This is a genomic window from Chitinophagales bacterium, from assembly GCA_041392475.1.
Taxonomy (GTDB): domain Bacteria; phylum Bacteroidota; class Bacteroidia; order Chitinophagales; family UBA2359; genus JAUHXA01.
The window spans coordinates 1,831,341-1,854,254 of record JAWKLZ010000002.1 but is presented as its reverse complement, the minus strand read 5'-3'; the positions used below and the strand labels follow the sequence as shown (position 1 = coordinate 1,854,254).

Sequence of the window (22,914 nt, the reverse complement as noted above, 5' to 3'; positions counted from 1 at the left end):
ATTTATATTCAAATGATTGGAAAAAATGTAAGTATTCATCCTTTAGCTTATATAGAAGATGGAGTGACTATAGGGGACAATACTAAAATAGGCCCTTTTTGTATAGTAAGAACAGGAGCAGTAATAGGTAAAAACTGCAAATTTACAGCATACTGCGAAATTAGAGAAAATGTAGTTATTGGGGACAATACTAAGTTTGGAAGTAGATGCACAATATCTGCCAATGCTATTGTAGGTTCTAATACAATAATAAAATATAGTTTTGTATTAACAGATACTCCTAACTTAGAGGAGGATAATGTTAAGGTAGTCAAAGGTATAGGCGACAATGTCCTTATAGGTGCAAATGTAACTTTGATGCCTGGTTTTAGTATAGGTAATAATTCTATTATTGGTGCGTGCTCTCAGGTAAGAAGCAATGTTGGCGATAATGAAATTTGGTTTGGATCACCTGCAAAATTCTACAAAAAGAATGAAGGGTAATTATCTTTCTGTATTAAAAAATGCAAAAGAAGGAGCGATTACCTATTATTCGGGTAACGACCCTTCTCACATATCACACTTGAAAAATTGTACGTTGATATGCCAAATTGGTTTTACACCATCTCTTCCTCACTCTGATACCATTGAATTTATACACGTTGAAAATCCGCAGTTGGAATTTTATCAACTATCTAAGCAGTTCAAAAAGGATTATTTAGAAACGGATAAAATGGTTTATGTCGAGAGGTATAAGTCATATATCCATGTTGAATGTAAGATAGGACAAAATGTAGAAATTGGGCCTGGATGTGTAATTGGCAATTGTACTATTGCAGATAATGTAGAAATACATGCGAACATTACGATACATTCTGAAACGATTATAGGCAAGAATACGATTATTGAATCGGGAACTGTTATTGGTTCAACTGGTGTAATGTGGGTATGGAATAAAGGGGAAAAGGTTTATCTTGAACAATTGGGTAATGTAGTCATTGCAGAAGATTGTAGGATAGGATCGCTGATAGAAATTGTTAGAGGTTCTGCAAACGAGTCCACTGTTATTGATAAAGGAACTTGTATTGCACATGGAACGCTTATTGGACATGGTTGTTATATTGGTAAGCATTGCCATTTTGCTAATGGTATTAAGCTAGGTGGGTCTGTTTATATAGCAGACTATACTTTTTTAGGCTGTGGCGTTATTCTATCTCCTGGTGCTAAAATAAAAGGAACTGATATTATCATTGGTGCAGGAAGTACTGTTATTGGGACATTGGAGAAATCAGGCGTTTATGTTGGTACACCTGCAAGGTGGCTGAAAAATTCTACTGAGAAATTGTCGGGAGTTCCAAAATGGAAATCAAAATCTCTTTAACTTAAATTAAGTTACTGTTTTGTCTTACAAAGCCACATAAATCCTATTTAAGTATGATAGTACGAAAAACAGAAAATTTAATATACAAAGGGATTTCTCGATTAAATTTGATTCAAAATCAAAATGCAGCATTTCTTATTATTGGAGCGCAAAAAGCAGGAACTTCCACGCTTTTTGATAGCCTATGCTGTCACCCCCAATTAACAAGATCTTTTGAAAAGGAAATTGGGTTTTTCCATAGAGATAAAATGTATGCAAAAGGAAGGAATTGGTATAATAAGCAATTCATACCAAGTTTTAGCAAACAAAGCCTAAGCTATGAAGCTACTCCTGAATATTTGTTCTTTCCAAATGTAGCAAAAAGGATTTACGAGTACTCTCCCTCTATTAAATTAATCATCGTATTGCGAGATCCTGTAAGTAGGGCTTATTCTGCTTGGAATATGTTTAAACAGAAAGTAGAAAATGATGCTTCACGGAAAAGATTATTGGAGGTAAATGCTGTTTTTGCGAATGATAAGCAGCGAGAAATGATTTTAAATATTGTCGAGCATCACCCATTCCCATCTTTTGAATATTTTGTTGAAACAGAGTTAAACTATTCTAAATTTGATGATTTTTCTGAAGGGCATAATTTTTTGAGAAGGGGATTGTATGCAAAACAGATAAGAGAATATTTGAAGTTTTTTCATTCGTCTCAATTGCTTATAATAGAGATGAATGAACTAAAAAACAATATGGTGGAAGTATTTAAAAAAATAGAGGTATTTTTAGATGTGAAAGGATTTAGGGGATGGGATACAAAAATTCTTAAACCTTCTCACCAGAGAAGCTATGGAGAAAAAATCAGTGAAACTACTAAAAAACAATTGAAAACTTTTTATGCACCTTACAATGAGGATTTATACGAGCTAATACAAACAAGATTTGATTGGTAATTAATATGACATTCAATCTTTTTTCCAATGTTTTAATTTCATTGCTGATTCATTGTATGAAAAAAATAAATATAATTAAATGAATGTTCACTTAGTTTTAGATGAAAAGTTTACAGATGATTTTATAAAAACTATTGACTTATTTGGAGATATTAATAATAATATATTTTTATGTAGAAGCTCTAAACCATTTAAGTATGTAAAAGAACCTATGGTAGTGGAAGCAAAGTTATGGAGTAAGACTTTAAAGGAAAATATTGAAAGTTTATCAGCAGAAGACACCCTTATTATCCACAATATGCGAAGAGACGTTACCAAATGGCTCATTAAGACTAAAACACATTGTAAAGTTGCATGGATTTTTTGGGGAATAGATTTTTATACCGACTCAGGAATTGTTTTCCCATTATATGATTCCGAGTCAGAGAGAATTGTTTTACTACATCCTGGCTATAAGAAAAAATTATTGAATAAATTTCCATTTAGAAACTTGCTAGAAATAGCAAAACCTTTTCTAATAAAGAGGGATAAACGGCTAAGGCAAGAATCTCTGAGGAAAGTAGATTTTATATATCATTATAATATATATGATTACGAGTTGCTGAAATCGTATTTTCAGACTGGAGCTAAATTTAAAAAATTCTTTTACTCAAGATTTTACTGGAATTTAAAACACAACACTACAGTTGGTAAAAGTCCCTTTTCGATAAACCCCAATAACACCCATATTCTTATTGGTAATTCTGGAGATCCAACTAATAATCACTTAGATCTGTTTAAAAAGATACCTAATAGGGATGATTTGGAGGTATGGGTTCCTCTTTCTTATGGGAACTCAAAATATATAGACCTTGTCATAGAAAATGGAACATCATTGTACAAAGAAAATTTTCATGGAATAACAAAATATTATAACTACCCTGATTATTTCACATTTTTAGAACAAATAGATGTTTGTGTGATGGGGCATTTGCGGTCACAAGGCATGGGAAACATTATTATATTTTTGTATTTGGGAAAAACGGTGTTCATGTACCCTGAAATAACTACTTTCCGTTTTTTAGAAAAAATTGGAGTTAAGGTTTTTTCTATTGAAGGTAATAGTATAAACCTCGATTTGAAGATAACCAAAGAAGATCAAATTAAAAATAGACAAATTATAGAAGATTTTTTTTTAAAGGAAGGCATAGAGGAGGTCTATAAAACACTTTTTTCATGATTTTTAGTCTGGTAACATCACAATGAAACCCTATTTTTCAGTTGTAAGTAAAAATTATAAAATAATCGTGTAGGTGACATACCATGCGTAGTGTATTTAGATTAATTATACTAAATTTGTAGAAATTTAAAAGCTCAAAATAAAAGTATCATGAAACATCTTTTCTCATTTCTATTATTGTTAAGTATTTCGCAGTTGCTATCCTCTCAAAATTTTGATTTTATTTGGACAAATACTGTTGGGTGTAATGCAAGTGGTAATACCCTAACTAAAACAGGTAGTAATGGTTGGAATGGTGGCGCAGGATCAGAAAACGAATTGGCTGCAAATACCGATGGTTGGATTGAAATGACAGTACAAGAGAATACCAAAGGCAAGGGTTTTGGATTGGATATTTCAAGTAGTCATACCAATTATAATACTATTGATTTTGCGATGTTTTTTACAGGAAGCGGTGTTTTGCGTGTGTATGAAAATGGGTCGTTGAAAAGTGGTTCTAATCTTTCTTCCTATAATGTAGGTGACGTAATAAGGGTGCAAAGAAGTGGAACAACTATCTCTTATCAAAAAAATGGAAATGAATTGTTTTCTACAACAGGAATTAATGCCAATACTATTCTTTATGGAGTAGCATCAATGAATCAAGTGGGTGCAACTATTGGAAGTGCAAAAGCATCTTTTAATGTTCCAAGTACAGGCCCTACCTGTACCGATGGCATCCAAAACGGTGACGAAACAGGCATAGACTGTGGCGGTTCTTGCCCGAATGCTTGTGCTACTTGTAGTGATGGTATTCAAAATGGTGATGAAACAGGTATAGACTGTGGAGGTTCTTGTCCGAATGCTTGTGCAACCTGTAGTGATGGCATCCAAAATGGTGACGAAACAGGCATAGACTGTGGCGGTTCCTGCCCGAATGCTTGTGGTGGCAGTGGCGGTTCTACTGTTTGGACACAATCAGGCAATGATATTCATTACAGCGATGGCAAAGTTTGGATTGGAGATGTGAGTTTAGATGTTGCAAGTACCGATTACAATCTTTTTGTCGAAAAAGGCATCATGACCGAACGATTGAAAGTAGCGATTGAAGGATCGGGAGATTGGGCGGATTACGTTTTCAAAAACGGTTATCAACTAATGAGTTTAGAGGAAGTGAGAACACACATTGCTCAATATGGACACCTTCCCAATGTGCCTTCTGCTGAACAAGTAGCGAATCAAGGTATTGATGTTTCTAAGATGTTCCCCATTTTATTGCGTCAAATTGAAGAAAACAAACTGTATTTGATCCAAATGAACGAACAAATAAAAGCCTTGAAAGAAGAAAATACTCAGCTAAAAAAACAAATTTCTAAAAAGGTAAAATAAAATACTAATTCGCTGATTTAGAAAATATTGAGGTGATGACTTTTTATAAAGTCATCACCTTTTTGTTTTTATTAACTGAAACTACTAATATTGCACAAAATATTTAGACTGAATGAAAAAGATAGACTTAATATACATACTTGGCGTGAGTTACAGTGGTTCTACTCTCTTAAGCTATCTAATAGGCTCCTCCAAACAAGTATGCAATCTCGGTGAATTGAAACAGATAAAAGAAAAGAGAGAAAAAAATCCCAATCGTTTGTGTACTTGTGGACAGGAAATACCCAATTGTTCCTTTTGGTCTAAATATGAAAATGTATATACTCCTTACATTGAAGAAAGTCTGCTGAGAAAAATCAAAATAGCATTGAAAATATTGTTGAAAAGAGATTTGATAGCCAATCAATTGTCTGATACACAAGACCATAAAATACTCCACCACATGCAGAAAGACCAAAAACAAGAAGAAGGTATGTATATGTTGGATGCCTCCAAAAGTCTATGGAGGTTGGCTTATTTGATGAATTGCAAAAACATAAATTTAAAGGTAATTTATATTGATATGAATATAGAATCCAATGTTGCATCATTTGCCAAAAGAAACTACCGAGGTTTTTGGGAAGGATTGCTTATCTATAAATTGCAGCATTTTTTGGTAAAAAGGTTTTTATCCTACCATTCCAACATGGATTATTTAGTGGTTGATTATGCAGAACTAAGCCAAAACACTTCTTCTACCATGAATCAAATAGGAGATTTTTTGGGAGTGAGTTATGACAACTATGTAGAACAATTGAAAAAAAGAACTTATCATGTGACCACTGGGAATACAGGAGTGACAACCCAATTTAGAAATGGATTCAAGATGCAAAAAAATGATGATAAGTGGAAAAGCATCTTGTCTCCTTTTCAAAAGACAGTATTGAAGATAGTAAAATAAACCATACAGTATTCATGACCACTAAAAAAAAGATTTACCTACAAAACATCGTCATTTTTACAATGGCATTGTTTACTGCGGGTATTTTATTGCAACAAAGAGTAAGCTCATTGTCACACCTAATCCCTGTTTCTGATGAACTTTGGGTAGTCAATGCAACTATTGCAACTGCCGAAACAGGAGAGCCTCAGTTAAAACCCTCCAATCATCAAGTCGCCTACAATGCCAATTACCCAGAAGAAGGATATACCAAGGTAAGGCAGTATGCAGTAGAGTATTACCTTCGAGCTTTTGTCTATAAAGTGGCTAAAACATTGGGAGTCGAATGGAAATATCTATCCAATTTATTTTACTTTTTTCTATTTGCCTCTCTACCGCTTTTTTTATACGTTTTCTTCAAACGAACCCTATTGCCGCTCCCTACTTTTGCCTTCTTGTTTATTCTTATTGGTGCGTCAGTTTGGGCAAGCAGTGCATTTCACTATGTTAGATACTACAGCTTCACGCTGATTTTCGTATTGGTTTGCCATATACTGGCCAGTTATTGCTACTTCAGGTGGCAACAACCTTTGTGGAAAAAAATTCCCCTTGTTTTACTCATCGCATGGATACCAGGAGGATTGATTCACACCGCCAACTATGTATTGCCTGCCTTTTGGACGATGTTCAGCGTCGCAGTCATTTTGCAGCGCATCTTCCTCGCCCCAAATGTCAGTCAAAAAAACAAAATAAGAAGCCTAATCGTATTGGCAGGTTTGTTTATCATTGGAGTATTGTTGGCATCAGGGATTATAAACAGTGTACTGCCTTTTGGAAACAGAAACCCTATTCAAGCATTTTTAAGTAGAATTCAAAAAGTGGATTTCTCCTTTACTGCAATTGAAGCCTTTGGCGTACTCAACTTCAATACTTCTATATTCGGAATAATAACGACCGTATTCATTGTAGGTTTTGCAACTTGGCAACTGCCGATTTTAAAAAAATCAGGCATATTTTTTTGGAAAATCACTTTGGCTTCAACCCTATTTAGTTTCGTACTGCTGCTGTTTTTATTGGATAGCAATTATGCAGGTTATTCAGGTTACAACCGCTACTTTTTCGTCGTTCATGTTCAGTATTTACTCTTTTTAGCCTTGTGTCTTACAGCAATCTATCGTTTTTTGGTCAAAAATGTGAGAAAGCAATTTTCAGGAAAGCGTGTACTGATTTTTAGCATGATAGCAAGTCCTTTTGTGTTTTCCATATTGCCATTAACCGACTTACCTGACATGCACTACAATTTCAGTATAGTACCCAGATTAACCACTAACTATCAAGAGCAAGTGCATGATATTGCTAAACGAGAAAACACCTTGGTCATCAGCAATCATGCTTTGTTTTCTTTGAGTTTATTGGACAACAACCTCATTTTTTTACTCTCACAATACCCCGATACACTCAATACCATGCCCGTTAATAGTACAGTATCGTTAGGAGAAAGAACAAGGCATGGAGGAGAACAGATTTACCAAAAACAGGCAGATGGCACAATAGTAGGCCCACTGGGGCTTCCCTTGATTGGCACGAAAAAAGATTTCTGCCGTACATTGGCTGCTTATCCTGGCTGGAATGTTCTTTTATTGATGCACGAATACCGTCTTACTGCTAAAATGGAACCCGCCTTAGAAAAAGAAATGATACAAGGAGACTACCTAAATCAAACATTGATGAAACCTGCAAGGGCCTTTTATTACGAAATATGCGAAACACCCAAATAATCCAATTACAACAAAGATGAAATCTTCGCTTTAGGTAGCAACATCAACATTCCTACAAAAACAATCCCAATCAGAAGGTTTGACAAAGGAATCGGCAGAAGAACCAACCCAAAAATGACTCCCAAACCTGCATATAGCCATGAAGGACGGATAACCTTATGGCGATACTGCCACCCAATTGCAAACAAAAACAAAGCGAAAGCCAACAACATCACCACTATTCCCAAAGTGCGGTTGGGTAAGTTGTATTGTAGCACAACTTCATGCGTACCAGCAGGAAGCATCACCCCCATCAAACCAACATCCACAATTTCTAAGTCTCCCTTCTGACCATCTACTGATAGCTCCCAACCGCTATCATAGGGAATCGAAAAAAACAACATTTTTGGTTGGCTGAGTGAAATCGTTCCTTTTATTTCACTTGCTTTTTTATCTACTGCAATGATTTGCATATAATCAGACTTCAGTAAATTAATATCAGCCTCATATTGCAGGTTGCTGTAGTTTTCATTAATCCCATCGGGCGAAAGCTGTTGCAGTTGTGGATATTTTGCAGCTTGTTCTTTCGTCAAAACGACCGCTTTTAGCAAACTAATTTCCCTCTCGAGTGGTTTGAGTTTTTGGAAATCTTCGTAGAGCAAATAGTGATTGTACCCCACTCCAAGTGGCAGGTAAAAACTATTGTGTAAAATATTTACATCCCCCACCTTATGAAGTTTCGTATAACCTCGATCCACAAAATTCTTCCCGCCACTTTTGGTAAAAGCATATTTGGTTCCCACCAAACTCAACAAAATCGGATGGTCACGAACCCCCATGGACCACCTTGTATCAAAGTCATGGGTACCGATTGTACCTGTTGCAGTCAAAAAATCAATATAGTGTTTAGGATTGTGTGACTGATAAGAAGGAGTGCTGTAATAGCCTTGTGCCAGTGCATCGTTGATACTACTGTGTTGCGCCAAACCAGAGGAATAATCTTTGGTGACTCGGTAGAATGTAGTGTCTGTTTCTCTCAAATAGTCGGCTGCGTCAATAGTGAAATCGTTGTAGCCCATTTTGTTGTTCATCTCCTCTTGCGTGATGACAGGTCGTTTGTTGAGAGTGGAATAGTTGAAAACAATGACCTCACCAATAACGGCAAGCAATATGCCTGCAAATGCAAAACGGCGGTACTTTTTGTGCGATAACAGCAGCAATAACAGAGCATAAACCATCATAAACCCCGTTACCGTTAGACGAATAGATTGTGTAATGGCATTTTGAGCAATGGGATAAGGAAAATACAACACTCCCAACAAAGCTAAGAGAGAACCTCCTACCCACCACCATTTCAATTGCCTTCCTTTTGTAATGACATGAAGTGCTTGCATTCCGACAAGCCACAAACTAATGGGAATGAAGGTAGAAAGTGCTTTTTTGTAGTACGTCCCTGCAAATTTATAGAACCCATATCGGAAAAAAGGAAAAGTAATAATCAAAGTCCAAAATAACAACAAACTCCCATAGACTATTTTTTGTCGGCGATTGAAGTAGGGAAAAGCCAGAGGAACCAACAACAAGGTAAGCATACCAATATAAAAAGTAGGTGCTTCGAGGTAGTTGTGCCATCCCTGAAAATTACTTCCAATGCCCATGATATCATTGTGAAACGTCCGCAAAATAGCTGTTGCATAGTTGATCGCCTTGTCAAAACCGAAAATGGGTGTATCCATCAGTTGTCCTGCATAAGAAGATGGGCCACTTACCCGAGGTGAATCCAACACTTTCTGAACACTCCTTAAAAAGTTGGGCGCACGAAAAACAATGGATAGCAAGCCCAACCCTGCGGTTTGCAGACCAACAATTCCAATCTTTTTCCAATTCCAGCCAAATTTTGCTACAATTCGCACAAGTCCATAAACCGCCAAAAATTCGGTATAGAAATACAAGTCTGGAATAGACAAAGTAAATAAGGCAATCGGTAACAACCACCATATACGGCGAGACAACAGCAGTTCGAAGGACAAAAGGATAATTAGACACCGATGGATATGGAAGATTTCGGAATGCCAAGTACTCGATGCCACATTTTGACCACAAAAAGCTACCAAAAGTCCACCTACAACAGCCGTAAAACGATTCAATCCCAATACCCTCAAATACAGAAAACCCAAAATAGCACAGATACCCCAGTTCAGCCACAATTTGTAAGACACAGCATATACCGCTGAATTTCCCTGAAAAAACTGAGAAATGTCACTAAGAATATTTACAGAATTTGGAATCCGAAAATTATTGCTACCACCGGAATGAGGCATACCCATGGCATGGTAAAAGCTCCAATTGGATAAGTCAAAATGTCCAATACCATACAGTGCCTTGTTGAGAATATCCGCCAAGTTCTGATTCACCGAATCACTACCGATATCCTTGAAATAAAAGATTTTATGCAATGACAGGTAGTCCCAAAAAATAACAAACCCCAAAACCATTGTCAGCCCCAATAACAGCCAAATACTGTATTGCCCCACCAATTTATCAAAAGGTGTAGTCACCTGTTTCTTTCGCTTTTTACGAAGGGGTTTTTGTTGCGTATTTTCTTGAGAATTCACTTGGTTACTTTTTGGTGAAAAGAGCAGCCAAAATTAAGCATAAGCCGTTAGAGTTCCTAACAGAACCACTATTTACCAGTTATTCCGTAATTTTACTCCAAAACCAATCTCAAATGACCAACCACATCCCCTTCAACCGCCCCTTCATCATCGGCAACGAACTCCAATACATTCAAGAAGCCATCCAAACAGGAAAAATCTCAGGAAATGGGCATTTTACCAAAAAATGTCAGCAATTCTTTGAAAACCAATACCACTTCAAAAAAACACTCCTCACCACCTCCTGCACCGATGCCCTCGAAATGTCTGCAATCTTATTGGACATACAGCCAGAAGATGAGGTCATCATACCTGCCTACACCTTTGTTTCCACCGCCAATGCCTTCGTATTGCGGGGCGCAAAAATCGTGTTTGCAGACAGTTTGCCGAACCATCCCAACATAGACCCCTCTAAAATTGAAGCCTTGATTACCTCCAAAACCAAAGCCATTGTCGTAGTACATTATGCAGGAATTGCCTGTGATATGAATGCCATACAAGCCATTGCAGACAAGCATGGTTTGTATGTTATTGAAGATGCAGCGCAAGCCATAGATGCTTTTTACAAAGGAAAACCATTGGGCGGCATTGGAGATTTGGCAGCTTTTTCGTTTCATGAGACCAAAAACATCATTGCAGGAGAGGGCGGAATGTTGGCGGTGAACGATGCTCGATTTGCGAAGCGAGCAGAAGTTATTGCGGGAAAAAGGTACGAATCGTTCGGCATTTTTGGGGAGAAGTCGATAAATACGGATGGATGGATGTCGAGGTCTTCTTTTTTGCCCTCCGAAATTGTCGCTGCTTTTTTGTATGCTCAAATTGAAGAACTGCCTCAAATTCAAGCGAAAGAAAATCTATTTGGAAAAGGTATTTTGACGGAGTGCAGCCCCTTCAACAAGAAGGAAAACTTCAATTACTATATTCCCAATTTCGCCACCAACAATGGACACCTTTTTTACCTCACCTGCAACAGCTTATCGGAAGCGCCCTGCCTTGATTCAACATCTCCGCAAAAACGACATTCGCTGTTTTCCTACCTCTCTCTCCACCTAAGTCCCTTTTATGCCTCCAAACACGATGGTCGAGAATTGCCCAATTGTGGCGCTTGCAGATTGTTTGGTGCGATTGCCACTGTTTTTGAATTGAAGGAATCAGAGCAGATGAGGGTCTTGGAGTGTGTGAGAAGTTTTTACACAGAGTAGAAAATACGTGTTTTAGGCTTCAAACAAAACATCCATTGTCAAAATATTGTCTATCAAGCCTAAACTGTGCTGATTGTGTTGCAAATCAAAAGTAGTGATGAGTGTCCAAAAAATTTGCTTTTGGTGTTTGTATATCTTTTAAAGACACTTTTTTCGTTTTCAATTCATCTGCCATCATTTTAGTCGGAACTCCATTCATCGTTGTAAAACTTAATTTCAAATAAATTGATTACGTGGTCATTTCGATCCAATGTCATTCAATTAAGGTAAAAAAAGCAAGAGGAGATAATATAGTAATTTTACAGATTCATACAATTACTTGAAAATCACTAAAAATCCTCTAATGCGAGCAGTAAATTTACAGATTATCTCTGAGTTAAAAAGTTTATGGAAGAGCAGAACATGAAAAATCAAAATACTGTGTTCACAATAGTGCATTTACTCGTAAATGCAAGCTGACTTTCAGAAGTTACACTATTGATACTAAATTGTTTAAAGAGAAGTTTGTCTGTGGAACTAATAGATTTCTTTTCACAAATCGGAGCATTAGACGAACTGGTGGCAAAGTACTTTTAGTATGGCTCGTAAGAAACTCAAAAGGAGTTCTTCGAAGATTGGAACAAGGTATTGTTTGCAATCTTATTGGACATACAGCCAGAAGATGAGGTCATCATACCTGCCTACACCTTCGTTTCGACCGCCAATGCCTTCGTATTGCGGGGCGCAAAAATCGTGTTTACAGATAGTTTGCCGAATCATCCCAATATAGACCCCTCTAAAATTGAAGCCTTGATTACCTCCAAAACCAAAGCCATTGTCGTAGTGCATTATGCAGGAATTGCCTGTGATATGAATGCCATACAAGCGATTGCAGACAAGCATGGTTTGGCTATTATTGAAGATGCAGCGCAAGCCATAGATGCTTTTTACAAAGGAAAACCATTGGGAGGCATTGGAGATTTGGCAGCTTTTTCGTTTCATGAGACCAAAAACATCATTGCAGGAGAGGGCGGAATGTTGGCGGTGAACGATGCTCGATTTGCGAAGCGAGCAGAAGTTATTTGGGAAAAAGGTACGAATCGTTCGGCATTTTTTAGGGGAGAAGTCGATAAATACGGATGGATGGATGTCGGGTCTTCTTTTTTGCCCTCCGAAATTGTCGCTGCTTTTTTGTATGCTCAAATTGAAGAACTGCCTCAAATTCAAGCGAAAAGAAAATCTATTTGGAAAAGGTATTTTGACGAATTGCAGCCCCTTCAACAAGAAGGAAAACTTCAATTACCCTATATTCCCAATTTCGCCACCAACAATGGACACCTTTTTTACCTCACCTGCAACAGCTTATCAGAGCGCACTGCCTTGATTCAACATCTCCGCAAAAACGACATTCACGCTGTTTTCCACTACCTCTCTCTCCACCTAAGTCCCTTTTATGCCTCCAAACACGATGGTCGAGAATTGCCCAATTGTGAGCGCTTTGCAGATTGTTTGGTGCGATTGCCACTGTTTTTTGAATTGAAGGAATCAGAGCAGATGAGGGTCTTGGAGTGTGTGAGAAGTTTTTACACAGAGTAGAAAATACGTGTTTTAGGCTTCAAACAAAACATCCATTGTCAAAATATTGTCTATCAAGCCTAAACTGTGCTGATTGTGTTGCAAATCAAAAGTAGTGATGAGTGTCCAAAAAATTTGCTTTTTGGTGTTTGTATATCTTTTAAAGACACTTTTTTTCGTTTTCAATTCATCTGCCATCATTTTAGTCAGACTCCATTCATCGTTGTAAAACTTAATTTCAAATAAGTTGATTACGTGGTCATTTCGATCCAACAACAAGTCAATTTGTGCCCCTTTTTCCGCAGAATTTCCCTTTTTGTAAAAGGTCGAAGACAAAGCATATACCCCCGAAATGCCCAAAGCCTTCTTGATTTGTGCCAAATGTTTGAGGCAGATGCTTTCAAAAGCATATCCACTCCACGATTTGTAGGTCTGTGTCTGACTAAGGTGTTTCCAGGTTCCTTGTCCACCTTGCACCCTTGTTTCCATAAATTTTAGATAAAATAAGGAATATTCGTCTGTCAAACGGTACAATTTCGCTCTTTTCTTTTTCCCAAACGGAAAGTAACTTGCTATGAAACCAGATTGTTCGAGTTCATTCAAGATAGTTGTCAAGCCCCCTCCACTTTGAAGTTTGAGTTGTTCGCCAATTTCCAATCTGGTCATTCCGCTCCTGATGCCTGCCAATGCTCTGATCACTTCTGTATGCTTGTCTGCATTTTTAAAAAGAGCCGCATACAGATTCACAAACTCATTTTTCAGCAATCCTGTATCCGAAAAACAAATTTCGTCAATGTTTTGAATAGCACTTTTGCCAGGCCTGATTTCCTTCAAATAATGGGGAACTCCTCCCAAAACCATATAGATTTGTAGAATCTGATAATGATCAAAAAATATGTTTCGAGATTGCAGATATTGTTTGGTTTCGCTTAAATTAAAAGGCTTCAATTCAATCCTTTGCGTGATTCTATTGTGAAGCCCTCCTTTATTGTTGACCACCTTTTGAATCATCCAAGAAGCTGCCGAACCGCAAATGACCACTACCAAGTTTTGACGCGAAGCCCAACTATTCCAAAAGTACCCAAATGCCTGTAAAAAGCCCGACTTGTGACTTGCGAGCCAAGGCAATTCATCAAAAAAAATCACTTTTTTGTAGTCGCCCAACTTTGGCTTCAAATAAGTTTTTAGCAATCGAAAAGCAGTTGTCCAATCACTAGGAACTTCCATAGGAAAGGGTATATCCATAGATTCCTCCAGTACATCCCGAAAATTGGTAAGCTGTGTTTTTAAGGACGCATTTTGAATTCCAGTTAGTTCAAACACAATTTTATCTTGATAAGTAGAAGTCACCAAGAACGTTTTGCCGATACGCCTTCTACCAATCACCGAAACCATCTCTGCTTCGTGAGAATCTAAAGCCTGTTTTAAGATTTCGCTTTCCTTTTTTCGACCGATGATTCTATTCTCCATACACTGAAAATGTTTTCTCCTTAAACACTTACGGCGACCAATAGTTTTTTATTATTCGCCATAAGTATGTTTTTTGAGCTACTTATGGCGAGCAATCATTTTTCATTATCCGCCGCTGTGTCGGTATGTCAATGAAGGAGAAGGTGTAAGGGGAATTTGAAGGGAAATTAAATATAGAACTCATCATACAAGTAGTTCATTTCCATCTAGCGTTCTTATTCAAAAATGGGTCGTTCAACTGTTGGCAAAGTTGGAAACTGTTGCCAAAGTTTCACTTAGCAAAGTTCCTTTGCATCTGCCAGTTCTTGTTCAAAAACTCAACTCTCATCCTCCACCCGATACAACTCCTTCTCCACTTCAATCAAAAACCGAGAAGGCATCGTATAAGTCTGATCCCAAGAAAAAACATAAGAAGGCAAAGTCAAATACAACTGTTCCTTCGCCCGACTGCAAGCCACATAAAACAAGCGCCGTTCTTCCTCCATATCGTCAATATTGCTCAATGAACGAGAAGACGGGAATACGCCATCAATCAAATGTGGCACAAAAACAGCGTACCACTCCAAACCTTTTGCAGAGTGAATCGTGGAAAGCGTCACAGGTTTGTCCTCACTTTCGTCAATCAGTGGACGCACTTGGTCTTGAAACTTGGCAGAAGGCGGGTCAAGCGCAAAATCGGACAAAAACTTTTCGAGGTTTTCGTAGCGGCAAGCAAGCGTATAAAGCACTTCCACATCCTTCAGTCGGGTTTCGTAATCGTCCTCTTTTAGCTTCAACAAAGGCGTGTAGTATTTTCGCAAAATATCTATTTTCGACGCAATCGGAATATTCGGATTTGCAGCCTTGTTGAGGGCATCTTGCAGGTCGGTAAGCGCAGAACCGTATTTGCGTTTTTCAAAATTGGTAAAGTCAATTTTGCCCTTGTTTTTGGCGATTTCGTCAACGATTTTACTCGCTGTCACCTTGCCAATGCCTGAAATCATCTTCAATATTCGATTCCACGACACCGCATCCAATGGATTGAGTATCAACCGAAGGTAAGCAATGATGTCTTTGACATGTCGCCGCTCCACAAACTTGATTCCACCCACTACCACATAGGGGATATTACGTTGAAGCAAAGCCGCTTGTATAAAATTTCCATGAAAAGTATTGCGGTACAAAACGGCTACTTGGTCGAGTGAAATGTCTTTTTCACGCAGTTCCATGATTTTATCTGCAATGAAATCCGCCTCTTCTTCTTGATCATAAAATTTGCAGATAATGGGCTTCCATTGATTGGCATTGGTCGAAAACAGCTTTTTGGGATAGCCAATTTTGGCATTTTTGACGATGTTATTCGTAAAGTTCAGAATATCTTGCGTACTTCGATAATTTTGCTCCAATTTGATGACCTTACATTCGGGATAGGTAGCAGGGAAGGTCAAAATATTTTCAAAATTCGCCCCACGAAAAGCGTAAATACTTTGAGAATCATCGCCTACAATCATCAAATTTCGGTTCTTTTTCGCAATCAAATCCACAATTTCTTTCTGTACCACATTGGTATCTTGAAACTCGTCGACCATAATGTACTGAAAATCCGCCTGAACCTTGCGCCTAAATTGAAGGTTGTCCCTCAAAGCATCCCGCAAAATCTCCATCAAATCATCGTAGTCCAAAATCTGGTTTCCCCGTTTGTACTTTTTATACACATTCGCAATAGATACCAATTCTTCTTCAAACTCCAACAAAGCGGTGTATTCTCGCTCCAAAACACTTTTGATAGGGATATTGCAGTTGCGGGATTTCGAGATGATGTTTTGCACCCGATTCTTGCGGGGGAAGGCTCGGCTCTTTTTGGTGAAGTTCAACTCATTGCGAATCAAGTCTATAATATCCTGCGAATCCACAGTATCAATGATGGTGAAATTGGCAGAAAGTCCGATGATTTTGGCGTATTTGCGGAGGATGTGATTCGAAAAAGCATGGTAAGTTCCCCGCATTACCCTATCAACCGCCTTGTTCTGCAAAAGCTGCGAACTCCGTTTGACCATTTCGTGTGCCGCTTTTCGGGTGAAAGTCAGCAGCAAAATGCTTTCGGGCGGAATTCCACTTTCTATCATATAACTCAATCGGTAGGTAATCGTGCGGGTCTTGCCACTGCCTGCCCCTGCAATGACCAAAATGCTGCCTTTCAATGTCGTTGCCGCCAAAAATTGACTCGGATTCAAACTGTTTTTGTAGTCAATCGAAAATTCTTTATCCGTTGGAAGTTGGTGGTTTTCAACATCCGTAATTACCTTTCCTTCAATTGAAGCCGCTATTTGCTGCAATCGCTGAATCCTCTCCGCCACATTTTCGGGCATATACGGCTCTACATAGTCTTCAATGGTCAAGCGTTCAAACTCACTTTGTTCTCCTTCATACTCATCGTATTCAGCCGTATTATCCGACTCAAAATACGCCGCAAATTTGCCGAGAAAGGAGCTAATTTGTTCTTCTTGTTCGTTTTTGTCTTTTTTAGGGTCGGGCATAGTTGGATATTAGAGATTGGATAATTAGATAAAGATAACGAGTTTTCACCAAACTTCAATCCAAAGCCGCTAAACAACTCCCCGTTTAGCGGCTTTTTCTTTTCCGTTTTAGGAAAAAAGGTGTTCTATCTACTTCCTTTCACCTCCTTAACAGTATAGGGATTAACCAAGAAACGCTTCAAAAATAACTTTACAAAGTTCATTTCATAAATAATTGATTACAACGTGTATTTTTAATTTTCATTTGTCCCCAAGGACATTTCATGTTAAATTTTTTTTTTAAAAAAATAAAACAAAATCTTCAAAACGATACACTCAATTCGTCTATTGGAATAAAGCAACTGAAAACAAGTCAATTTTCAGTACAAGCATTTTTTTTAAAACCAAATTCATTCATCAACAAAATCAAAACAACATGACCGCACAAGAATTATTGGCAGCTTATGCCACAGGACAAAGAGATTTTAAAGGAGCTGACCTAAGAGAAGCCAAGCTACTTCAAGTCAACCTAAGTGGAGCCGACCTAAGAGGCATCAACCTAAGTGGAGTCAACCTATGTGGAGCCGACCTAAGTGGAGCCGACCTAAGTGGAGCCGACCTAAGTGATGCCTACCTAAGAAGAGCCGGACTAGGTAGAGTCAATCTTACAGATGCTGACCTAAGAGAAGCCGACCTAAGAGGAGCCTACCTAATTGGAGCCAACCTAAGTGGAGCCGACCTAAGTGGAGCCAACCTAATTGGAGCCAACCTAAGTAGAACCGACCTAAGAGGCATCAACCTAAGAGGCATCAAGCTAGTAGAAGCCGAACTAATAAAAGCCGACCTAAGAGAAGCCGACCTAAGTAAAGCCTACCTATTTCGAGCCTACCTAATAGAAGCCGACCTAACTTTTGCCAACCTAAGTGGAGCCGACTTAAGTGGAGCAGACCTAAGAAAAGCCGACCTAAGTAATGCCGACCTAAGTGGAACAATCCTATGTGGAGCCGACCTAGGTGGAGCCAACTTAAGTGGAGCCGACCTAACTAATGCGAACCTAACTAGAGCCTACCTAAGTGGTGCCAACTTAACTGGAGCCAACCTAACTGGTGCCAACCTAACTAAAGCCAACCTAACTAACGTAATAGGCTACACCCCTGAATAAAAACAATAAACCCTAACCAAAGCCGCTAAACACCTACCCGTTTAGCGGCGATTTATCAACACCTTATTTTCCTAAACCAAATTCATTCATCAACAAAATCAAAACAACATGACCGAACAAGAATTATTTGTAGCTTATGTCCAAGGACGAAGAGATTTTTCGAAACTCTATCTGATGTATGCCGAGCTAAAAGGAGTTAGCCTAAGTGGTATCAACCTAAGTGGGGCTTCCCTAGCTGAAGGTGACCTAAATGAGAGTAACTTTAGTAACGCCAATCTAAGTAACGCCAATCTAAAGGATTCCAATCTATCTGATACCAACCTAAGTGGCGCAGACCTAAGTGGTGCCAACCTAGAGAGTGCCGAGCTAGAGAGTGCCAACCTAAGTGGTGCCAACCTAAGTAAGGCATCCCTATATAATGCTAACCTAGAGGATGCTAACCTAAGTGGTGCCAACCTAAGTTACGCCGACCTGTATAATGCCGATTTAACTAATGTGGACCTAACTGGTGCCGACCTAACTTGCACTAACTTTACTAAAGCGATAGGATTAAAATTTACTTGGAGAATGTCTCGAGACGAATTAGTGAGCGCATGTGCCGCAGGGCAAACATTATTTGAGACAGTCGAGCTAGAGGGTGTTGACCTAAGTGGTATCAACCTAACTGATATCTGGCTAACTAATGCCAATCTAAGTGGCACCAACCTAAGTGGTGCCAACCTAACTAATGTTAACCTAAAAGAAGCCAATCTAAGTGGTGCCAATCTAACCGATGCCAATCTAACGGATGCTTGTATAGGTAATGCCAACTTAAGTGGAGCTAACCTAACGGGTGCCAACTTAACTAAAGTTGACCTAAGCGATGCCATCCTAACTAACGTAATAGGCTACACCCCTTAATAAAAACACTAAACCCTAACCAAAGCCGCTAAACACCTACCCGTTGAGCGGCGATTATTCAACACTCTATTTTCCTAAACCAAATTCATTCATCAACAAAATCAAAACAACATGACCGTACAAAAATTATTGGCAGCTTATGCCGCAGGACAAAGAGATTTTAGAGAAGCCGACCTAAGTGGTGCCTACCTAAGAGGAGCCGACCTAAGAGGATCTGACCTAAGTGAAGCCTCCCTAAGTGGAGCCGACCTAAGTGAAGCCAACCTAAGTGAAGCCTACCTAACGGGAGCCTACCTAAAGGGAGCCAACCTAAGTGGTGTCAACCTAAGTAGAGCCGACCTAAGAGGAGCCAACCTAAGTAGAGCCAATCTAAGTGGTGCCGACCTAAGAGGAGCTAACCTAAGAGGAGCCGAACTAAGTGGTGCCTACCTAATGGAAGCCAACCTAACTGATGTAATAGGCTACACCCCTCAATAAAAACACTAAACCCTAACCAAAGCCGCTAAACACCTACCCGTTTAGCGGCGATTATTCAACACCTTATTTTCCTAAACCAAATTCATTCATCAACAAAATCAAAACAACATGACCGTACAAGAATTATTGGCAGCCTATGCCACAGGACAAAGAGATTTTATAGGCGTAGAGCTAAATGGTGTCGACCTAAGTGATGCTGACTTAAGTGATGTTGACCTAAGTGATGCTTTCTTAAATGGTGTTAACCTAACTAACGCTAAGTTAACTAACGCTAACTTAAGTTATGCTAACTTAACTAGCACTAACCTAACTAACGCTAACTTAGCTAACGCCAACCTAAGTGGTGCTAACCTAAACAGAACCAATCTAACTAACACTAACTTAGCTAACGCCAACCTAGTGGATACCTTCGTAGAAGATACCGATCTAAGTAGTATAATAGGATATAGTATTAGTATCACAGTAGAAGAATTATTGAATGCTTACAGAGGATATAAACGATGTTTTACTAAAGCCGAAGTAGTTAGTAGCGAAGAAGATGACTATGTAAACCTGAGTGAAGCCGACCTAAGTGGCATCGACCTAAGTGGAGCTAACCTACGTGGAGCCGACCTAAATGGGAGCAACCTAAGTGAAGCCAATCTAAGTGGAGCCGACTTAAGTGGAGCCGACTTAATTGGAGCCGACCTAAGTAGAGCCAACCTAAGTGGCGCTGACCTAAGTAGAGCCAACCTAAGTGATGCCAACCTAAGTGGAGCTGACCTAAGTGGTGCTGACCTAAGTGAAGCCAACCTAAGTGGAATCAACCTAATTGCCGTTAACCTAAATGGTGTAATCGGCTTTTATCGTAAGATGACAACAGAACAATTATTGGTAGCCTATGCCGCAGGAGTACGAGATTTTACAAAAGTCGACTTAAAGGGGGCTAAACTAAGAAATGCCGACCTAAGTGGTGCCAATCTAAGCAAATCAAACCTAAGCGACGCCGACCTAAGTCACGCCAGCCTAAGAAACGCCAACCTAAGAAACGCCAACCTAAGAGGAGCCAACCTAACTTTTGCCAACCTAAGTGGAGCCGACTTAACTGGTGCCAACCTAACTAAAGCCAACCTAACGGATGCCATCCTAACTGACGTAATAGGCTACACCCCTTAATAAAAACACTAAACCCTAACCAAAGCCGCTAAACACCTACCCGTTTAGCGGCGATTATTCAACACCCTATTTTCCTAAACCAAATTCATTCATCAAACAAAAAACAAAACAACATGACCGCACAAGAATTATTGGCAGCCTATGCCGCAGGACAAAGAGATTTTAAAGGAGCCGACCTACATGGAGTCAAGCTATTTCGAGCCGAACTAATTGGAGTTGACCTAACGGGGGCTGACCTAAGTGGGGCTGACCTAAAGCAAACCGAGTTGAATAAAGCCAACCTAAGTGGGGCTGACCTAAGTGGGGCTGACCTAAAGCAAACCGGTTTGAATAAAGCCAACCTAAGTGGAGCTAATCTAAGTGGAGCTAATCTACATTATACTTTCTTCAATGAAGCCAACCTAAGTGGAGCTAATCTAAGTGGAGCTAACCTAACATTAGCCCACCTAAAAGATGCCAATCTAACTAAAGCTGGGCTAAGTCACGCTAACCTGGCTAATACCTACCTATATGGTACCAACCTACTAGAAGCCGACTTAAGTGGTGCCGACCTAAGTAATGCCGATCTAAGTAATGCCGACCTATATGAAGTCGAACTAAGTGATGCCAAATTTTTCTTAATGACCGCAGAAGAATTATTGGCTGCCTATGCCGCGAGACAAATAGGTTTTCAAGGAGCCGACCTAAGAGGAGCCGACCTAAGAGGAGCCAAGCTAAGAGAAGCCGACCTAAGTGGAGCGCTCCTATTTCGAGCCAACCTAAAAGGAGCCAACCTAAGAGAAGCCAATCTAAGTTCTGCCAACCTAAGAAGAGCCGACCTAAGTCAAACCGACCTAAGAGGAGCCAACCTAAGAAGAGCCGGACTAGGTAGAGTCAATCTTACAGATGCTGACCTAAGAGAAGCCGACCTAAGTCAAACCGACCTACGTGATGCCCACCTAAGTAATGCCGACCTACGTGAAGCCAACCTAAGTAGAGCCAACCTAAGTAGAACCGACCTAAGAGGCATCAACCTAAGTGGAGTCAACCTAAGTGGAGCCGACCTAAGTGGAGCCAACCTAACGGAAGCTGACCTAAGTAGAGCCAACCTAACGGAAGCCGACCTAAGTGGAGCCGACCTAAGTGGAGCCAACCTATTTCGAGCCGACCTAAGAAATGCCTTCCTAAGCGAAGCCAACCTAACTAACGTAATAGGCTACACCCCTCAATAAAAACACTAAACCCTAACCAAAGCCGCTAAAGACCTACCCGTTTAGCGGCGATTATTCAACACTCTATTTTCCTAAACCAAATTCATTCATCAACAAAATCAAAACAACATGACCGCACAAGAATTATTGGCAGCTTATGCCGCAGGACAAAGAGATTTTAAAGGAGCTGACCTAAGAGGAGCCAAGCTATTTCGAGCCGAACTAATTGGAGTTGACCTAAGTGGGGCTGACCTAAGTGGGGCTGACCTAAAGCAAACCCAATTGGATAAAGCCAACCTAAGTGGAGCTAATCTAAGTGGAGCTAATCTACATTGTACTTTCTTCAATGAAGCCAACCTAAGTGGAGCTAATCTAAGTGGAGCTAACCTAACTGATGCCCACCTAAAAGATGCCAATCTAACTAAAGCTGGGCTAAGTCAGACTAACCTGGCTTATACCTACCTATATGGTACCAACCTACTAGAAGCCGACTTAAGTGGTGCCGACCTAAGTAATGCCGATCTAAGTAATGCCGACCTATATGAAGTCGAACTAAGTGATGCCAAATTTTTCTTAATGACCGCAGAAGAATTATTGGCTGCCTATGCCGCAGGACAAATAGGTTTTCAAGGAGCCGACCTAAGAGGAGCCGACCTAAGTGGAGCCATCCTAATTAGGGTCAACCTAAGTGGAGCGCTCCTATTTCGAGCCAACCTAAAAGGAGCCGACCTAAGAGAAGCCAATCTAAGTTCTGCCAACCTAAGAGAAGCCGACCTAAGTGATGCCTACCTAAGTTATGCCGACCTAAGTGAAGCCGGACTAGGTAGAGTCAATCTTACAGATGCCATCCTACGTGATGTCAACCTAAGAGGAGCCGACCTACGTGATGCCAACCTACGTGATGCCAGCCTAAATCATGCCGACCTAAGTGGAGCTAACCTAAGTTCTGCCAACCTAAGAGAAGCCTACCTAAGTGATGCCAACCTAAGTTACGCCGACCTAAGTGGAGCCGACCTAACGGGAGCCTTCCTAAAAGCCGACCTAACGGATGCCATCCTAACTAACGTAATAGGCTACACCCCTCAATAAAAACA

The 22,914-nt window shown here is 39.5% G+C and carries 18 protein-coding genes; 15 read left to right on the top strand and 3 right to left on the bottom strand.

Annotated features, from left to right (window positions below; genetic code table 11):
- Positions 1-12: 12 nt before the first annotated feature.
- The 7 genes from R3E32_20785 (at position 13) to R3E32_20755 (ending at position 7,582) form a co-directional block, all read left to right on the top strand.
- A complete protein-coding gene (locus R3E32_20785; GenBank protein MEZ4887180.1) occupies positions 13-483 on the top strand; it encodes a DapH/DapD/GlmU-related protein in 471 nt (156 codons plus the stop codon).
- Positions 473-1,360, top strand: coding sequence for a hypothetical protein (locus R3E32_20780; GenBank protein MEZ4887179.1), 888 nt, complete (start codon positions 473-475; stop codon positions 1,358-1,360). The genes R3E32_20785 and R3E32_20780 overlap by 11 nt, the downstream gene beginning before the upstream one ends.
- A 53-nt stretch (positions 1,361-1,413) precedes the next feature.
- Positions 1,414-2,298, top strand: a complete 885-nt coding sequence (locus R3E32_20775; GenBank protein MEZ4887178.1) for a sulfotransferase domain-containing protein — start codon at positions 1,414-1,416, stop codon at positions 2,296-2,298.
- A 79-nt stretch (positions 2,299-2,377) separates the two neighbouring features.
- Complete coding sequence (locus tag R3E32_20770; GenBank protein ID MEZ4887177.1) at positions 2,378-3,517, top strand: TDP-N-acetylfucosamine:lipid II N-acetylfucosaminyltransferase; 1,140 nt, start codon at positions 2,378-2,380, stop codon at positions 3,515-3,517.
- Between the two features lie 150 nt (positions 3,518-3,667).
- On the top strand, positions 3,668-4,885 hold the full coding sequence (locus R3E32_20765; protein MEZ4887176.1) for a hypothetical protein: 1,218 nt from the start codon (positions 3,668-3,670) through the stop codon (positions 4,883-4,885).
- Between the two features lie 112 nt (positions 4,886-4,997).
- The gene (locus tag R3E32_20760; protein MEZ4887175.1) at positions 4,998-5,825 is read left to right on the top strand and encodes a sulfotransferase domain-containing protein; all 828 of its coding nucleotides are present in this window, start codon (positions 4,998-5,000) and stop codon (positions 5,823-5,825) included.
- Positions 5,826-5,839: 14 nt separating this feature from the next.
- Complete coding sequence (locus R3E32_20755; protein MEZ4887174.1) at positions 5,840-7,582, top strand: hypothetical protein; 1,743 nt, start codon at positions 5,840-5,842, stop codon at positions 7,580-7,582.
- A 5-nt stretch (positions 7,583-7,587) separates the two neighbouring features.
- Here the strand turns inward: R3E32_20755 and R3E32_20750 are convergent, their stop codons facing one another.
- Positions 7,588-10,176 (bottom strand): YfhO family protein, encoded by a 2,589-nt coding sequence (locus tag R3E32_20750; protein MEZ4887173.1) that lies wholly within the window; start codon positions 10,174-10,176, stop codon positions 7,588-7,590.
- Between the two features lie 113 nt (positions 10,177-10,289).
- Here R3E32_20750 and rffA (R3E32_20745) point away from each other — a divergent pair, with 113 nt between their 5' ends.
- A complete protein-coding gene (rffA, locus tag R3E32_20745) occupies positions 10,290-11,417 on the top strand; it encodes a dTDP-4-amino-4,6-dideoxygalactose transaminase (protein MEZ4887172.1) in 1,128 nt (375 codons plus the stop codon).
- A 627-nt stretch (positions 11,418-12,044) separates the two neighbouring features.
- Positions 12,045-12,992, top strand: coding sequence for a dTDP-4-amino-4,6-dideoxygalactose transaminase (gene rffA / locus R3E32_20740; protein ID MEZ4887171.1), 948 nt, complete (start codon positions 12,045-12,047; stop codon positions 12,990-12,992).
- A 12-nt stretch (positions 12,993-13,004) separates the two neighbouring features.
- Here the strand turns inward: rffA (R3E32_20740) and R3E32_20735 are convergent, their stop codons facing one another.
- Both R3E32_20735 and R3E32_20730 read right to left on the bottom strand, forming a co-directional pair.
- On the bottom strand, positions 13,005-14,441 hold the full coding sequence (locus tag R3E32_20735) for an ATP-binding protein (GenBank protein MEZ4887170.1): 1,437 nt from the start codon (positions 14,439-14,441) through the stop codon (positions 13,005-13,007).
- Between the two features lie 317 nt (positions 14,442-14,758).
- On the bottom strand, positions 14,759-16,957 hold the full coding sequence (locus R3E32_20730) for an ATP-dependent helicase (GenBank protein ID MEZ4887169.1): 2,199 nt from the start codon (positions 16,955-16,957) through the stop codon (positions 14,759-14,761).
- A 415-nt stretch (positions 16,958-17,372) separates the two neighbouring features.
- Here R3E32_20730 and R3E32_20725 point away from each other — a divergent pair, with 415 nt between their 5' ends.
- From R3E32_20725 to R3E32_20700, 6 genes are all read left to right on the top strand, one after another.
- On the top strand, positions 17,373-18,098 hold the full coding sequence (locus tag R3E32_20725; GenBank protein ID MEZ4887168.1) for a pentapeptide repeat-containing protein: 726 nt from the start codon (positions 17,373-17,375) through the stop codon (positions 18,096-18,098).
- A 567-nt stretch (positions 18,099-18,665) separates the two neighbouring features.
- Entirely contained in the window at positions 18,666-18,998 is a 333-nt protein-coding gene (locus R3E32_20720; GenBank protein MEZ4887167.1) for a pentapeptide repeat-containing protein, read from the top strand.
- Between the two features lie 111 nt (positions 18,999-19,109).
- Positions 19,110-19,475: a pentapeptide repeat-containing protein gene (locus R3E32_20715; GenBank protein MEZ4887166.1), complete on the top strand. Its 366-nt coding sequence runs from the start codon at positions 19,110-19,112 to the stop codon at positions 19,473-19,475.
- A 108-nt stretch (positions 19,476-19,583) separates the two neighbouring features.
- Complete coding sequence (locus R3E32_20710; protein MEZ4887165.1) at positions 19,584-20,630, top strand: pentapeptide repeat-containing protein; 1,047 nt, start codon at positions 19,584-19,586, stop codon at positions 20,628-20,630.
- 113 nt (positions 20,631-20,743) lie between these two features.
- Positions 20,744-21,841: a pentapeptide repeat-containing protein gene (locus tag R3E32_20705; protein ID MEZ4887164.1), complete on the top strand. Its 1,098-nt coding sequence runs from the start codon at positions 20,744-20,746 to the stop codon at positions 21,839-21,841.
- Positions 21,842-21,949: 108 nt separating this feature from the next.
- A complete protein-coding gene (locus R3E32_20700; GenBank protein MEZ4887163.1) occupies positions 21,950-22,909 on the top strand; it encodes a pentapeptide repeat-containing protein in 960 nt (319 codons plus the stop codon).
- Positions 22,910-22,914: the final 5 nt, after the last annotated feature.

Bases quoted from the DNA above. Each gene is read 5' to 3' on its own strand.
- R3E32_20705 (MEZ4887164.1), top strand. From the start codon at position 20,744: ATGACCGCACAAGAATTATTGGCAGCCTATGCCGCAGGACAAAGAGAT.
- R3E32_20785 (MEZ4887180.1), top strand. From the start codon at position 13: ATGATTGGAAAAAATGTAAGTATTCATCCTTTAGCTTATATAGAAGAT.
- R3E32_20700 (MEZ4887163.1), top strand. From the start codon at position 21,950: ATGACCGCACAAGAATTATTGGCAGCTTATGCCGCAGGACAAAGAGAT.
- R3E32_20765 (MEZ4887176.1), top strand. From the start codon at position 3,668: ATGAAACATCTTTTCTCATTTCTATTATTGTTAAGTATTTCGCAGTTG.
- R3E32_20755 (MEZ4887174.1), top strand. From the start codon at position 5,840: ATGACCACTAAAAAAAAGATTTACCTACAAAACATCGTCATTTTTACA.
- R3E32_20715 (MEZ4887166.1), top strand. From the start codon at position 19,110: ATGACCGTACAAAAATTATTGGCAGCTTATGCCGCAGGACAAAGAGAT.
- R3E32_20775 (MEZ4887178.1), top strand. From the start codon at position 1,414: ATGATAGTACGAAAAACAGAAAATTTAATATACAAAGGGATTTCTCGA.
- rffA (MEZ4887172.1), top strand. From the start codon at position 10,290: ATGACCAACCACATCCCCTTCAACCGCCCCTTCATCATCGGCAACGAA.
- R3E32_20725 (MEZ4887168.1), top strand. From the start codon at position 17,373: ATGACCGCACAAGAATTATTGGCAGCTTATGCCACAGGACAAAGAGAT.
- R3E32_20760 (MEZ4887175.1), top strand. From the start codon at position 4,998: ATGAAAAAGATAGACTTAATATACATACTTGGCGTGAGTTACAGTGGT.
- R3E32_20770 (MEZ4887177.1), top strand. From the start codon at position 2,378: ATGAATGTTCACTTAGTTTTAGATGAAAAGTTTACAGATGATTTTATA.
- R3E32_20720 (MEZ4887167.1), top strand. From the start codon at position 18,666: ATGTCTCGAGACGAATTAGTGAGCGCATGTGCCGCAGGGCAAACATTA.
- R3E32_20780 (MEZ4887179.1), top strand. From the start codon at position 473: ATGAAGGGTAATTATCTTTCTGTATTAAAAAATGCAAAAGAAGGAGCG.
- R3E32_20735 (MEZ4887170.1), bottom strand. From the start codon at position 14,441: ATGGAGAATAGAATCATCGGTCGAAAAAAGGAAAGCGAAATCTTAAAA.
- R3E32_20730 (MEZ4887169.1), bottom strand. From the start codon at position 16,957: ATGCCCGACCCTAAAAAAGACAAAAACGAACAAGAAGAACAAATTAGC.
- R3E32_20710 (MEZ4887165.1), top strand. From the start codon at position 19,584: ATGACCGTACAAGAATTATTGGCAGCCTATGCCACAGGACAAAGAGAT.